Raw genomic sequence first — 12,988 nt, 5'->3', positions numbered from 1 at the left:
GCTCCGCCCGACCCCTCCACCGTCCCGGGGCTGCCGCTGTACGACACCCCACCAGCGGAGTGTGACCGTACCCCGGCCACCCTTGTCAAACGGACGGTTACCGCTTTTTCGCTTGCCGGGCTCACCGACGCCACTCGAACGGTAACCCGATGACGGAGGTTCGCGCCCCGTGGAGGGGGGCTTCGGCAGGTTCCGGAGGATGGAATGACGGATTTCAAGATCTGTCAACGGAAAAATCGGCGCGCTTGCGGTACCGCGCCTTCCGGATCGCGCCGGAGACGGCCGGGGCGGCCGGGACGGGCAGGGGCGGCGGGGCGGCCGGGACGGGCAGGGGCGGCGGGGCAGGCGGCCGTGGGGCTGTGGGGCCGTCGGAGCGGCGGGGCGGCGGAAGCGGCCGGGTACGACCGGCCGACGGCCGCGGGCCTCAGCGGCCGATCGCCGCCAGCAGCCCGGCTCCCGCCCCCAGACACGCCACGCCCAGGGCGCTCCAGAACAGGTCGACGGCCGCCCCCCGGCCGGTCTCGCCCGCTGCCAGCACCGCCCGACAGGGACGGTCCGGGTCGTAACAGATCCGCACCGAGGCGCCCGGCGCAAAGCGCTCCGGACGGCGCAACGGCGTGTGCCCGCGCGGCCGGGTGAGCACGAGCTCCGCGATCCGGCCGGCGCCGGACCCACCCGTCCCCACCGCTCCGCCCGTCCCGGCCGCGTGCGGCCCGCCGATCGTCGGGAGCACGGAGAAGGAGAGCAGCGGCGCGCTGTCGAGCTGACCGTGCACGTCGTTCTCGGCGACGACCGTGGCCACTGCCGGCACCCCCCGGCGGCGCACCCGGTGGCGGAGGCGCAGTTCGGCGGCGCACCAGAGCAGCAGCACGCCACCGAAGAGGACGAGCACCGTCCCGCCCACGGCCGCCGTCGTCGTGTCCACCCCTGGCCCCCGGCTCCCCAGCTCTGTCCACAGCCTGTGGACAGAGCCTCACAGCGTCCGACCAACGGGGGGCGGCCGGACGGGGACCGCCGGACGAACCAGAAGGTACGGCCGGGTGAACCGGAGGGCGCCCGGGGCACGGCGTCACCGGGACGCGGCGCCCCCAGGGCACGGCATCACCGGAGCACGGGGGCACCGGAGCGTGGGGTTAGCCGGAACGCGGGGTCACCGCACCGGGTCGATGAACCCCTGCTCGGTCAGCAGCCGCAGCGACTCCGGCACCCGGTCCCGCAGCACCACCCGGTCCTCGCCGAGCAGTTGCGCGATGGCGTCGACGATCTCGCCGGCCGACAGCGTCCCGTCGCAGACCCCGACGAACCCGGCGCCGACGGTGTCCACCTTGGTGGCCCGTCGCATGCCCCGGTTGTGCCGCAGCACCACGTGCTCGGGGTCCTCCGCGCCCGGCGCGCCGACCTGCTCCTGGACCACCTCGTCGGCCAGCACGTAACGGGCCGCGAGCAGGCCCGCGTCGTCGTGCGAACGCAGGAAGTCCTGCCGGTCGAACCACTCGTCGATGTGCGGACCGAGCGGCTGCTCCACCGGGTGCGGCCACTCCTCCACCCGCACGGTCGGACGCTCCGCGCCGCTCGCCCGCAGGGTGATCCAGCCCATCCCGATGCCCTCGACCCGGCCCGCCTCGAAGGCGTCCAGCCACTCGCCGTACCGGGCCTGGTAGTCGCCGCCCGGACCGCGGTGGTCACCGCCGTCGCGCAGCCACAACTCGGCGTACTGGGCCACGTCCTGGACCTCGCGCTGGACGACCCAGGCGTCCAGCCCGGTGCCGGCCACCCAGCCTGCCAGCCGCTCGTGCCAGTCCTCGCCCTCGACGTGCTGCCAGTTGGCGAGCAACTGGCAGTAGCCGCCCGGCTCCAGGTGCTCGGCGGCCGACCGCACCAGGCTGCGGCACAGGTCGTCCCCGGCCATCCCGCCGTCACGGTAGGTGAACCGGCCGCCGGGCGAGATGACGAACGGCGGGTTGGAGACGATCAGGTCGAACTTCCGCTCCCCGACCGGCTCGAACAGGCTCCCGGTGTGCACCTCGGTGTTGTCGAACCCGGAGAGCGCCAGGGTGAGTTCGGTGAACCGCAGGGCACGCGGGTTGAGGTCGGTGGCGGTGACGCTCCCGGCGTGCCGGGCCGCGTGCAGGGCCTGCACGCCCGAGCCCGAACCGAGGTCCAGCGCCGCCCGGACGGGACGACGCACAGTGATGTTGGCCAGCGTCGTGGACGCCCCGCCGACCCCCAGCACCAGGTCCTTGCGGGCCACCCCGTGCGCGGTCTCGCCGGATCCGATCCCGCCCGCGCCACCCACCGCGCAGCCCAGGTCGGAGACCACCCAGGCGTCCGAACTCGGCATCCCGGCCACCTCGTTGGCGTACGGCCGGACGTCCACGGTGGCACGCACCAGATCCCCGTCCGGGCGCAGCCAGCCGTCCGCCAGGCAGTCCTCCACCGGCAGTGCGGCGGCCGCCGCCCGGTACGGCACCGGCTGTTGCAGCAGGAACAACCGCACCAACGTCTCCAGCGGGCTGCCGCCGCGCGTCGCACGCAGCGCCGGGACGGCCTCGCTACGGGCCAACGCCGCGTAGCCGGTGGGCCCGAGCAGGTCGAGGCAGCCGTCGGCGGTGAACGAGGCGGCCAACAGCGCCTCGCGCAGCTTGGCCAGACGGGTCGGGTCGAGAACGGGACTACTGATCACCCCGCCATTGTCCCCCGCCCGACCCCGGCCCGGCCCCACCGGCCCGCACCCAACCGCGCCGACCCGCGGACACCGCCGGGAGCGCGCCCCCGTCCCTGCGCCCCCGCCACCGCCGCGACGCCCCGTCTGCCGGCCCAGGAGATCGGCCCCGGCCGCCGCACCCGCTGTTCGGCGCCCGCCGCCCGGCGCCCACTGCCCGGGAACACGGCGGGGCCGGGGCCGCCCCTTCGAGCGACCCCGGCCCCGCTGCGGCATCCCGGGCGCGACCCGCCGTGTCCTGCCGCGCCTCGTCCTGCCGTGTCCTGCCGTGCGCGTCCTGCCGCGCCCTGTCCCGTGCCGCCCTCGATCAGCTCGCGCTGGGCGACGGCGCGGCCGGGCTCGACGCCGGGGCCGCCGGAGTGCTGGCGCCCGCCGAGGGGGAGGCCGCCGGGCCGGCGCTGTCCGTCGCGCCCGGTGCGGGGGTGCCGCTGGGGGCACCGGCCGAGGCGGAGGCCCCGGCGCTCGGGGTCGCACCCGCGCTCCCGGCCGCCGGGGAGCCGCCGGCCCCGGCGCTCGCACCGGGGGCGGGGGTGACCTGGGTGGGCTTGCAGCCCTCCTGCTTGGCCATCGCCGCGCCCAGGTCGCCGCGCTGCAGCTTGCCCTGCGCCTGGGTGGACAGCGAGGACAGCTGCCGCAGCTGGTCCGCGACGCTGTTCAGCCCGTCCGCGAACTTCGCCTGGTCGTTGTTGGGCAGCGCGTCCAGCTTCTTCTGGACGTCCAGGTAGCCGTCGGCCGCCTTCTTCAGTTCGTCGACGGTGTCCTTCTGGAGGGTCGCGCCGTTGTCCACCTTGGGGGCACCGGCCGCGTCGACCGCGGACGCGATGTCCTGGTTGGTCTTGGCCAGTCGCCCGATGTCCGTGGAGAGCCGCTTCTGCAGGTCGGCCGGACCCTCGCCGGTCTTCACCTGAGCGGTGTCGGCGAGCGCGCTCTGCGCCTGGGCGATCGGGTCCTTGGCCGCGCCGCAGACGTTGGACGCCCAGGCCTCCAGCTGCTTGCTGTTGTCGTCGCCGCCGCAGCCGACGGCGCCGAACGCGAGCAGCACGCCGAGGGCGGGTACGGCCAGCAGTCGCTTGTTCACCGGGAGATGCCTTTCGGTTTCGGTCGTCTTCGGTCGTCGAACCTACACGGCCGTCACCGTGCACCCGGTTCCCGGCCGCTCCACGGCCGACTCCCCCGCCCGGAACCCCCGGTCCCAAGCCCCACGCCCGAACTCCGCTCCCGACCCCCGCTCCGAACTCCCGTCCCGGGCAGCACGGCTCGGCCGTCGCTCAGGCCCGTTCGACCCGGACCGGATCGCCCGACCGGACGGTGCGCAGCACCCGGGCGTCCCCGTCCAGCAGGCCGAGGACGTTGCAGGGGGCGGCCAGTCGGCATTCGCCGTCCCGCGAGATCGGGGTCGGGCCGTACGGCAGCGCGAGGCTGTCACCGTCGGTCCAGAACGCGACCGTGCCGGGCTCGACCACCTGCCGGGCTGTGCCCTCGCGCGGCACGCTGACTGGCGTGCCGACGTACACCTCCTCGCCCCAGGTCTCGGCCGTCGAACTGATCGGCAACTCGGCCAGGAGCGCTTCGGTGGTGGGGGTGGTCGCCAGCGTGGCGGTGGCCTGCCCGGCCGGCCACAGGATGCGGATCCGCATGTGGTTCCTCTTCCGCGACAGATCCGATCGTCGATCGGACCCGGTCGTGCCGGAAGCAGCGAACCGCCAGGCTCAACAATCTGTCAATGTGTGTCCGGGGAACGGATACAGAGCGGAATCCAGGGCACGGCGCGGAAGCGGCCGTCGGACCGCTTCCACCTCCGCACCTGCGCCTGCGCCCGGCGCTCAGCCTCGGGCCTCGGGCCTCGACCCAGACTCCGGACCAGGGCCAGGACCCGCCCGGTGAGGTCAGACCGCGACGGAGGCGACCGAAACCGGCCAACTCATCCGGATCACGCCACCGTCGGCACCACTGGTGACCTCGAGGTCCTCGACCAGACCGGTGATCACGGCGAGGCCCAGGGTGTCCTCGTCCGGGTCGCCGCCCTCGGCAGCGCCGGGGGCCGGGACGCCGGCGGGACCGGCCTCGTCCTCGACCTCGATGAGGAAACGCTTCTCCTGATCGGTCAAGGCGACCCGTACCGTGCCGCCGATGCCACCACGCTGGTGCAGACCGACCGCACGGGAGCACGCCTCACCGACCGCGAGCCGTACCTCGTCGAGCACCGACTCGTCGACCCCGGCCCGTCTGGCGACGGCCGCGGCGACCAGCCGGGCCGTCCGCACGTGCTCGGGAAGCGCGCTGAATCGAAGTTCGACGGTTGCCATCTCTCCCCCTCGGGGTGCTCCGACCGGGGCCGACGAGTCGGCCCCGCGGACCGGCTGGACCGGCCCTGAGGCGCCCGGGGAGCACGGGGCCGCACGGACCCCGGCACACCCCGGACGCGTGGAACGGGCGGGCCGGCCGCAGGGACCGGCCCGGACGCGTCAGTCGGTCGCGGAGACCGCGTCGTCCACCGAGGTGTGGATCGGGAAGACCTTGGTCAGACCGGTGATCCGGAAAATCTTGAGAATGCGCTCCTGGTTGCACACCAGGCGCAGCGAGCCCTCGTGGGCACGCACCCGCTTCAGACCCCCGACGAGCACGCCGAGGCCGGTCGAGTCGAGGAAATCGACGCCCTCCATGTCGACGACGAGGTGGTACTTGCCGTCGTTGACGAGCTCGACCAGCTGCTCCCGCAGCTTCGGGGCGGTGTACACATCGATCTCGCCGCCAACCTCGACGACCGTACGATCGCCGACTGCACGGGTCGACAGGGACAGGTCCACGGAACCTCCAGCACCTTGCCTTGCTACGTCATGTGCGATCCTCGGCCGGACGGCCGCCACCGCATGGTCGCGAGCCCGGACGCGCCAAGCCAACGCGTGGCAAGCCTCAGCGCTGCGACCCACGGCCGTACGGCCGTCACCGCCACATTCAACCACCTGCGACCATGCCCGCACGATGGCTTACGACGATTCTGCGTCACGCCGGTGACACACTGGGTCCCCATGCCGCCCCGACACAGCCTGCCCGAGGCACTGCTCGCGACCCTGTCCACCGGTCGGGGGCGGGCCGACCGGCTCACCCATACGGAGCACCTTCCCGCCCGACCTGCGCGTTATTCGCCGTGGCCCGAGTCGATCCGACCGGAGATCGTCGGCTCGGCCCTGGACGTCGGAGTGGAACAGCCCTGGGCGCACCAGGCAGAAGCGATGAACCTGGCCAAAAGCGGCCAGACTGTGGTGATCGCCACAGGCACCGCCTCGGGCAAGTCGCTGGGCTACCTGGCCCCGGTGCTCAGCGACCTGCTGGACGGCACCGAGGCCCGCAACGGCCGCGGCGCCACCGCGCTCTACCTGGCCCCGACCAAGGCGCTCGCCGCCGACCAGCGCCGCCGCGCCGCCGAACTCGCCCCGCCGAGGGTCCGGGCGGCCCTGTACGACGGCGACACCCCGCCGGAGGAGCGCGAGTGGGTCCGCCAGTACGCCTCCTACGTGCTCACCAACCCGGACATGCTGCACCGGGGCATCCTGCCCGCGCACGCCCGTTGGTCCTCCTTCCTCAAGGTGCTGCGCTACGTGGTCATCGACGAGTGCCACAGCTACCGGGGCGTCTTCGGCTCGCACGTCGCCCAGGTGCTGCGGCGGCTGCGCCGCATCTGCGCCCGTTACGGTTCGTCACCCACCTTCCTGCTCGCCTCCGCCACCACCGCCGACCCGGCCGCCACCGCCGAGCGGCTGACCGGCCTGCCGGCCGTGGCCGTCACCGAGGACGGCTCGCCGCGCGGACCGATGGTGTTCGGCCTCTGGGAACCACCGCTGACCGAGAACGTCGGCGAGCACGGCGCCCCGGTGCGCCGCACCGCCACCGCCGAGGCCGCGCACCTGCTGACCGACCTGGTCGAACGGCAGACCCGGACGGTCGTGTTCGTCCGCTCCCGCCGGGCCGCCGAACTCGTCGCCCTGCAGGCCCAGGACCAACTCGGCCGACCGCTCGCCGAACGGGTGGCCGCCTACCGCGGCGGCTACCTCGCCGACGAACGCCGGGCCCTGGAGCGCGATCTGCACTCCGGCCGGCTGCTCGGGCTCGCCTCCACCTCCGCCCTCGAACTCGGCGTCGACATCTCCGGCCTCGACGCCGTCCTGATGGCCGGCTATCCCGGCACCCGGGCCTCGCTCTGGCAGCAGGCGGGCCGGGCGGGCCGTGAGGCCCAGGGGGCGCTGGCCGTCCTGATCGCCCGGGACGACCCGCTGGACACCTACCTGGTGCACCACCCGGAGGCCCTGTTCGCGACGCCCGTCGAGGCCACCGTGCTCGACCCCGACAACCCGCACGTGCTCGCCCCGCACCTGTGCGCGGCCGCGGCCGAACTCCCGCTCACCGACACCGACCTGGAGCTGTTCGGCCCCTCCACCGCACCGCTGCTGCCGGTGCTGGAGCGGCGCGGCCTGCTGCGCCGGCGCTCCGACGGCTCCTGGTACTGGACCCGCCGGGAGCGCGCCGCCGACGCCGTCGACCTGCGGGGCAGCGGTGGCAGCCCGGTGCAGATCATCGAGGCCGACACCGGCCGACTGCTCGGCACGGTGGACGCCGCGGCCGCCCACACCACCGTCCACACCGGAGCCGTCCACCTCCACCAGGGCCGCACCTACCTGGTCCGGGAGCTCGACCTGGAGGACTCGGTCGCCCTGGTCGAACCGGCCGACCCGCCGTACACCACGGCCGCCCGTGACATCACCTCCATCTCCGTCCTCGACACCGACACCACCGTCCACTGGGGCGAGGGCCGGCTCAGCTTCGGCTCCGTCGAGGTGGTCAACCAGGTGGTCGGCTACCTCCGGAAGCGGATCTCCACCGGGGAGATCATGGGCGAGAGCAAGCTCGACCTCCCGCCCCGCACCCTGCGCACCCGCGCGGTCTGGTGGTCCGTCACCGAGGACCAACTGCTGGACGCCGACCTCCCGCTCGACCAACTGCCCGGCGCGGCCCACGCCGCTGAGCACGCCTCGATCGGTCTGCTCCCGCTGTTCGCCACCTGTGACCGCTGGGACATCGGCGGCGTCTCCGTCCCGCTGCACCCCGACACCGGGTTGCCCACGGTGTTCGTCTACGACGGCCACCCGGGCGGGGCCGGCTTCGCCGAGCGGGGGTTCCAGCGGGCCGTCCAGTGGCTGACCGCCACCCGGGCCGCGATCGCCGCCTGCGAGTGCGAGCGCGGCTGCCCGTCCTGCGTCCAGTCGCCCAAGTGCGGCAACGGGAACGACCCGCTGGACAAGGCCGCCGCCGTCCAACTGCTCGACGTCCTGCTGGCCGGAGCCCCCGGCGCGGACTCCGCCACGGGGACGGACGACGGGGTGCCGACCGCCTCCTGAGCCAATGCCCTTCCATCAAGCCCCCGTTCGACAAGACCTCCGTTCGACAAGACCCCCGTTCCTCGGGCGCAGTTCATGAGTCCGCCGTGCCGCCCGGCGGCTCGCCGGGGCCGTCCCCGGCCGTGGTGACCGCGGCCCGGACCGGCCCGGCCCGGGCCCTCGCCCGCGCCGGTCCGACCGGCAGCCGCCACGGAATCCCGCCGACCGGCACCTCGGCCACCACCTCGACCGCGTCCGCCGAGCGGTCCACCGTGCACGACACCAGACCGGCCCCCTGCGCCGCCGCGACACCGGCCGCCCGGGCACAGCCGCCGTCCTGGTCCCACAGCAGCCGGTTCGCGGCCGCGAGGGCCGCCAGGTCCGCGGCCGCCTCCGCCCGGTGACGGGCGGTCACCACCGCGCCGAGCGCGATCGTCGCCGCGAAGGCCACCGTGCCCAGCATCGCCAGGGCGAGCAGCCAGACCGTCGCCGAACCGGCGTCCGGCCCGTACCCCGGCCCGCACGCCCCGGACGCAGCGCGCCCACCTGGTGCAGCGGGCCCACCGGGTACCGCCGTTCGACGGGTACGGACGAGCACCGCCCGCTCCGCCGCCCACCGGAGGCCGGTCAGGCGGGCCACTGACCGCCACCTCCCTCCGCGACGCCGCCGAGCACGTCCTCCCGCGCGGCCACGGCCGTCGCACCGACCCGCACCGCGAGCAGACCACCCAGCCGGCCCGGCGCCACGCAGGGGGCGTCCACGTCGATCCGCACCGTGTCCGCCGCCACCGCCATCCGCACCCGTGCGCCCGGAGGGGCCGCCGCCCGGGCGAGTTCGACGGCGTCCGACTCCCCACGCGCGGCCGCCCTGGCCCCGATCCGGGCCGCGTCCACGCAGGTGATCTGCGCGGCTGCCGCCAGCACGGCCCAGACCAGCATCGCCGCGAGCAGGACGAGCGCGGGCAGCACCACCGCCGTCTCCGCCGTGACGAAGCCCGCGTCCCCACGCCGCACCGGCCGCCGGCCCTCCCGACCGCACCCCGGCGCCGAACTCCCGTGATCCTCAAGGGAACCGGACGCGGCGCCGCCGGTACAGGCCGGTGCGACGCGGGCCGGCCCACGGGCGCTACGTCGCATGGAGCGCCCGCTCCAGCATCGAGGTCAGCGCCCCGGTGATGGCCTCACTGGTCACCACCTTGTACAACCCGGCGGCCAGGGCACACGCCGCCAGCGTCCCGACGGCGTACTCGGCCGTCGTCATCCCGGCATCCGAGCGGCCCCGGCGCCGCACCACCGTGCACGCCCGACCCACCGTCCCGTACCTCCTCCGTCGCCGTACCCCGGCCAGCTGCCGCGGCGGGCATCCGGTGCCGAGCCTGATCGCGATCACTGCAGTCATGGTTCTCTCCTGTCCGTTCTCTTCCGGTCATTCCTGGACTGTCCGGGCCGTCCCCGGACCCCTGTGCACCTCTTCGGATGTGCACCTCTTCGGACCGATTCCGGCGCCTCCCGTGGATCCCCACGGGCCCGGCGCGGCATCTGCCCCCGCTCACCCACCCGCCTCATCTCATCTGGGCGAACCGGCCGGTGAGGCCGATCACCACCGGCACCACCCCGATCAGGACGAAGGCCGGGAGGAAGCAGAGCCCGAGCGGCGCGGTGGCGAGCACCGCGGCCCGGCGGACCCGGGTGTGGGCCGCATGGGTGGCAGCCGTCCGCTGCGCCTGGGCCAGCACGATCAGCGGGCCGGCCGCGGGAGCCCCGCTGAGGCTCGTCCGGGCCAGGCAGCGCGCCAGCGGCGCCAGCGGCGGGTGCTGATCACCCAGCCTGGTCCAGCACGGTTCCGGCGGTGCGCCCAGGGCCAGTTCGGTCCCGATCGCCACCAGCCTCGGCCCCAGCGGCGCGCCCAGGCTCCGGCCCACCGCCGCCACCGCCGCCGAGGGCAGGGCCGCTGCTCCGAGACAGGCCGCCAGCAGTTCGGCACCCAGCGGGAGCTGCCTGGTCAGCAGCTCCTCCTCCAGTGCCGCACGGCGGTCCGTCGGCGACCGGGCCCGGGCCGTCCACCGGTACGCACCCACCGCCGCCAGCGCCCCGACCACCACTCCGGCGCCACCGCCGACCAGTACCGCCGCCGCCAGCCCCGCACCGACGGCCGTCGCCACCCGCCGGCCCGGCCCAACACCCCTGGCCCTCCGATCCATTGGCCCCTGCACCTCCTCCCGCGACCGCAACCACCGTCGCTCCCGACGCACCCGATACCGTTCCCGCTCCCGGACGAACGCCCGACGCCCACCCCGACGCCACACCAGCGCGGCCATCACGGCCACCACCACCGGCCCCACCGCCGACAGCACCCCGGTCGACACCCACCCGACGCCCCGCATCATCCGGCCCCCGCTCCGGCGCCGACCGGCCACACCCGCCCGGCCCCCCGTCGCCCGCCACCGCTCCCGTCCCGTCCGGCGGAGCCCGCCCCGGGCCGGCCCGCGACATCGCCCCGAGGAGCCTCCAGCGCACCCCGGGCCGCCGCCCGGACGATCTGGGCCGTCCAGAACACCCCCAGACCCTCCAGGACCGCCCCCGCCCCGAGACAGCCGAGCCCCGCCGAGGTGTGCAGCAGGACGTCCAGCGGAGCGGCTCCGAGCGCCCCGCCCAGGAGCAGCCCCGCGCCGGGCAGGGCGGCCAGGACCGCGATCGTCGTACGGGGCCCGGCCAGTTCCCCGGCGACCTCCTCCGCCAGCGCCCGCTCGCCGCGCAGCGCCTCCGCGACCCGATCCAGCGCGTCGGCCAAGCCCGACCCGCCGCCGGAGGCGACCCGCCAGCAGGCCGCGATCGCCGCCGCCCCGCTGCCGCCGGGCAGTTCGGCCAGCAGTTGGAGCGCCGCCGGGACGTCCCCGCCGTAACGCCCCGCCGCCAGCCGGGCCACCGCCTCCACACCGAGCCGACGCACCCCGTCCGGGGACGCGGCGAGCCTCACGGTGACCAGGTGCAGGGCCTGTTCGGGCGTTGCCCCGCTGCGCAACTCCCCGGCCAGTGCGGCGCAGAGCTCGACCACGGCGACGGCCCTCCGATCGGCCTCCGCTGCCAGGCGCCGTCGGAGCCGCCACCTCCGCAGCGGCAGCACGGCCAGCGCGCCCGCGAGCACCGGAACCGGCGAGGCGGTGGCCTGTCCGAGCACCAAGCCCGCCGGGAGGGAGAGCAGTTCGGGCACCATGAGCCGTCGGCACCGACGCCTCGCCCGCAGCATCACCTCCGACCCCGGCTCACTCACCGGGGGCCCGCTGCCGGCCAGAACCAGTCTGGAGCGCCGACCACCCGGCAGCTGTTCCTGTACCGCTCGCCACCCGGCCGTGGCCGACAGGCACACCACCGTCGCCCAGGCGAAATCGAACTGACCTTGCGTCATGTCATTCACCTCCACGCTTCCGCCCCTTCCGGCCCCGCACCCCGAGCAGCGCCAGGGCACCCGCCGCACACCCGGCCTGGAGCGCCACGAAACCGATCTCCACCACCCGCAGCTCCCGTGCCGCCCGCCCAGCCGTCGCCACCGGCCCGGCCATGACCACCGCCACCGCCATCGACGCGGCCGACACCACCGAAGCCACCGACGCCACGCTCATGGCACCCCCGCCCCGAGCACCACCCCGCGCGCTGCCAACAGCTCCACCAGCCGCTCCCAGCCCGCCCCGGGCACCGCCCCGCCCGCGGCCGGGAACTCCACCGCGGGAGTGGTCACGGCCAACCCGGCGCCGTCCCCGGCCAGCGTGTGGATCTCCGCCACCCGGCGCCGCCCCGAGCCCGGATCCCGGGCGAGGTGCACCACCACGTCCAGCGCGGCCCGCAGCTGGCTGTGCAGGGCCGGTCGGTCGAGCCCGGCGAGCGACCCCAGGGCTTCCAGCCGGACCGGCACGTCGGCCGCCGTGTTGGCGTGGACGGTCCCGCACCCGCCCTCGTGCCCGGTGTTGAGCGCGGCCAGCAGGTCCGAGACCTCGGCTCCGCGCACCTCGCCGATCACCAGCCGGTCCGGCCGCATCCGCAGGGCCTGCCGGACGAGGTCCCGCAGGGTGAACTCTCCCAACCCCTCCTGGTTCGGCGGCCTGCTCTGCAACCGCACCACGTGCGGATGGGCCGGTCGCAGCTCGGCGGAGTCCTCGGCGATCACGATCCGTTCGTCCGGCCCGACCAGGCCGAGCAACGCCGCGAGCAAGGTGGTCTTGCCCGAGCCCGTCCCGCCCGAGACCAGCAGCGAGAGCCGGGCCCGCACGATGCCAGCCAGCAGTTCGGCGCCCTCCGGCGGCAGCGCGCCGCCCGCCGTCAACTCGTCGAGCGTGAACGGCCTGGGCCGGCACACCCGCAGCGAGAGGTGGGTGCAGCCGGCCGCGATCGGCGGCAGCACCGCGTGCAGCCTGGTGCCGTCCGGCAGCCGGGCGTCCACCCAGGGCCGGGCGTCGTCCAGCCGCCGCCCGGCCGCGGTGGCCAGCCGGTGGGCCAGCCGCCGCACCGCCTCGGCGTCGGCGAACCGGACTCCGGTGGCTCGGTGCAGGCCGCCGCCACGGTCGACCCACACCTCGTCCGGACCGTTCACCAGCACGTCCGTGACGTCGGGCGCCGCCAGCAGCCGCTCCAGCGGGCCCGCACCCACCAGCTCGGCGCGCAGCGAGCGCACGGTGTCCAACACTTCGTCCCCGCCGAGCGGGGGCCGGGTGGCCCGCAGCACCGCCGCGACGGAGCCCGCCGTCGGGGCCGCGCCCGACTCGGCCAGCCGCAGCCGGACCGCGTCCACCAGCTCCGCCGCCCGCTCCTCGCGGGCCGTCCGGCCGTACGGGCAGGGCCCGTGCTCGGCCTGCGGCTGTTCGCCGGGCGGGGGCACGCTCCTCAGCGGCCGGTGCTCCCG

The 12,988-nt window shown here is 75.4% G+C and carries 14 protein-coding genes; 1 reads left to right on the top strand and 13 read right to left on the bottom strand.

Features of this window, described 5'->3' with window-relative positions; all coding sequences use genetic code 11:
- Positions 1-424: 424 nt before the first annotated feature.
- The 6 genes from AB0O91_RS11210 to bldG all read right to left on the bottom strand — a co-directional run bounded on the left by AB0O91_RS11210 (position 425) and on the right by bldG (position 5,529).
- On the bottom strand, positions 425-925 hold the full coding sequence (locus tag AB0O91_RS11210) for a DUF3592 domain-containing protein (protein WP_363430281.1): 501 nt from the start codon (positions 923-925) through the stop codon (positions 425-427).
- A 225-nt stretch (positions 926-1,150) separates the two neighbouring features.
- The gene (locus AB0O91_RS11205; protein WP_363430279.1) at positions 1,151-2,683 is read right to left on the bottom strand and encodes a methyltransferase; all 1,533 of its coding nucleotides are present in this window, start codon (positions 2,681-2,683) and stop codon (positions 1,151-1,153) included.
- Between the two features lie 346 nt (positions 2,684-3,029).
- A complete protein-coding gene (locus tag AB0O91_RS11200; protein ID WP_363430277.1) occupies positions 3,030-3,800 on the bottom strand; it encodes a small secreted protein in 771 nt (256 codons plus the stop codon).
- A 190-nt stretch (positions 3,801-3,990) separates the two neighbouring features.
- Positions 3,991-4,359 (bottom strand): cyclophilin-like fold protein, encoded by a 369-nt coding sequence (locus AB0O91_RS11195; RefSeq protein WP_363430275.1) that lies wholly within the window; start codon positions 4,357-4,359, stop codon positions 3,991-3,993.
- Between the two features lie 249 nt (positions 4,360-4,608).
- The gene (locus tag AB0O91_RS11190; protein WP_363430273.1) at positions 4,609-5,028 is read right to left on the bottom strand and encodes an ATP-binding protein; all 420 of its coding nucleotides are present in this window, start codon (positions 5,026-5,028) and stop codon (positions 4,609-4,611) included.
- 159 nt (positions 5,029-5,187) lie between these two features.
- Positions 5,188-5,529: an anti-sigma factor antagonist BldG gene (gene bldG / locus AB0O91_RS11185; RefSeq protein ID WP_030289397.1), complete on the bottom strand. Its 342-nt coding sequence runs from the start codon at positions 5,527-5,529 to the stop codon at positions 5,188-5,190.
- A 222-nt stretch (positions 5,530-5,751) separates the two neighbouring features.
- Here bldG and AB0O91_RS11180 point away from each other — a divergent pair, with 222 nt between their 5' ends.
- Positions 5,752-8,115: a DEAD/DEAH box helicase gene (locus AB0O91_RS11180; RefSeq protein ID WP_363430271.1), complete on the top strand. Its 2,364-nt coding sequence runs from the start codon at positions 5,752-5,754 to the stop codon at positions 8,113-8,115.
- A gap of 73 nt (positions 8,116-8,188) precedes the next feature.
- Here the strand turns inward: AB0O91_RS11180 and AB0O91_RS11175 are convergent, their stop codons facing one another.
- The 7 genes from AB0O91_RS11175 to AB0O91_RS11145 all read right to left on the bottom strand — a co-directional run bounded on the left by AB0O91_RS11175 (position 8,189) and on the right by AB0O91_RS11145 (position 12,880).
- The gene (locus AB0O91_RS11175; RefSeq protein WP_363430269.1) at positions 8,189-8,734 is read right to left on the bottom strand and encodes an Rv3654c family TadE-like protein; all 546 of its coding nucleotides are present in this window, start codon (positions 8,732-8,734) and stop codon (positions 8,189-8,191) included.
- Positions 8,722-9,108: a TadE family type IV pilus minor pilin gene (locus tag AB0O91_RS11170; protein ID WP_363430267.1), complete on the bottom strand. Its 387-nt coding sequence runs from the start codon at positions 9,106-9,108 to the stop codon at positions 8,722-8,724. The genes AB0O91_RS11175 and AB0O91_RS11170 overlap by 13 nt, the downstream gene beginning before the upstream one ends.
- A 112-nt stretch (positions 9,109-9,220) precedes the next feature.
- Positions 9,221-9,493, bottom strand: a complete 273-nt coding sequence (locus AB0O91_RS11165) for a DUF4244 domain-containing protein (RefSeq protein ID WP_363430265.1) — start codon at positions 9,491-9,493, stop codon at positions 9,221-9,223.
- Positions 9,494-9,656: 163 nt separating this feature from the next.
- Entirely contained in the window at positions 9,657-10,256 is a 600-nt protein-coding gene (locus AB0O91_RS11160) for a type II secretion system F family protein (protein ID WP_363430263.1), read from the bottom strand.
- A 221-nt stretch (positions 10,257-10,477) separates the two neighbouring features.
- Complete coding sequence (locus AB0O91_RS11155; RefSeq protein WP_363430261.1) at positions 10,478-11,308, bottom strand: type II secretion system F family protein; 831 nt, start codon at positions 11,306-11,308, stop codon at positions 10,478-10,480.
- Between the two features lie 193 nt (positions 11,309-11,501).
- Positions 11,502-11,714, bottom strand: a complete 213-nt coding sequence (locus AB0O91_RS11150; protein WP_363430259.1) for a hypothetical protein — start codon at positions 11,712-11,714, stop codon at positions 11,502-11,504.
- Positions 11,711-12,880, bottom strand: a complete 1,170-nt coding sequence (locus tag AB0O91_RS11145) for a TadA family conjugal transfer-associated ATPase (RefSeq protein WP_363430459.1) — start codon at positions 12,878-12,880, stop codon at positions 11,711-11,713. The genes AB0O91_RS11150 and AB0O91_RS11145 overlap by 4 nt, the downstream gene beginning before the upstream one ends.
- Positions 12,881-12,988: the final 108 nt, after the last annotated feature.

It is taken from the genome of Kitasatospora sp. NPDC089797 (assembly GCF_040684795.1).
Taxonomy (GTDB): Bacteria; Actinomycetota; Actinomycetes; order Streptomycetales; family Streptomycetaceae; genus Kitasatospora.
Note: the sequence above shows the minus strand (reverse complement) of the source record. Positions and strands in the feature narration are given on the sequence as shown.

Bases quoted from the DNA above. Each gene is read 5' to 3' on its own strand.
- AB0O91_RS11195 (WP_363430275.1), bottom strand. From the start codon at position 4,359: ATGCGGATCCGCATCCTGTGGCCGGCCGGGCAGGCCACCGCCACGCTG.
- AB0O91_RS11190 (WP_363430273.1), bottom strand. From the start codon at position 5,028: ATGGCAACCGTCGAACTTCGATTCAGCGCGCTTCCCGAGCACGTGCGG.
- AB0O91_RS11180 (WP_363430271.1), top strand. From the start codon at position 5,752: ATGCCGCCCCGACACAGCCTGCCCGAGGCACTGCTCGCGACCCTGTCC.
- AB0O91_RS11165 (WP_363430265.1), bottom strand. From the start codon at position 9,493: ATGACTGCAGTGATCGCGATCAGGCTCGGCACCGGATGCCCGCCGCGG.
- AB0O91_RS11155 (WP_363430261.1), bottom strand. From the start codon at position 11,308: ATGGTGCCCGAACTGCTCTCCCTCCCGGCGGGCTTGGTGCTCGGACAG.
- AB0O91_RS11150 (WP_363430259.1), bottom strand. From the start codon at position 11,714: ATGAGCGTGGCGTCGGTGGCTTCGGTGGTGTCGGCCGCGTCGATGGCG.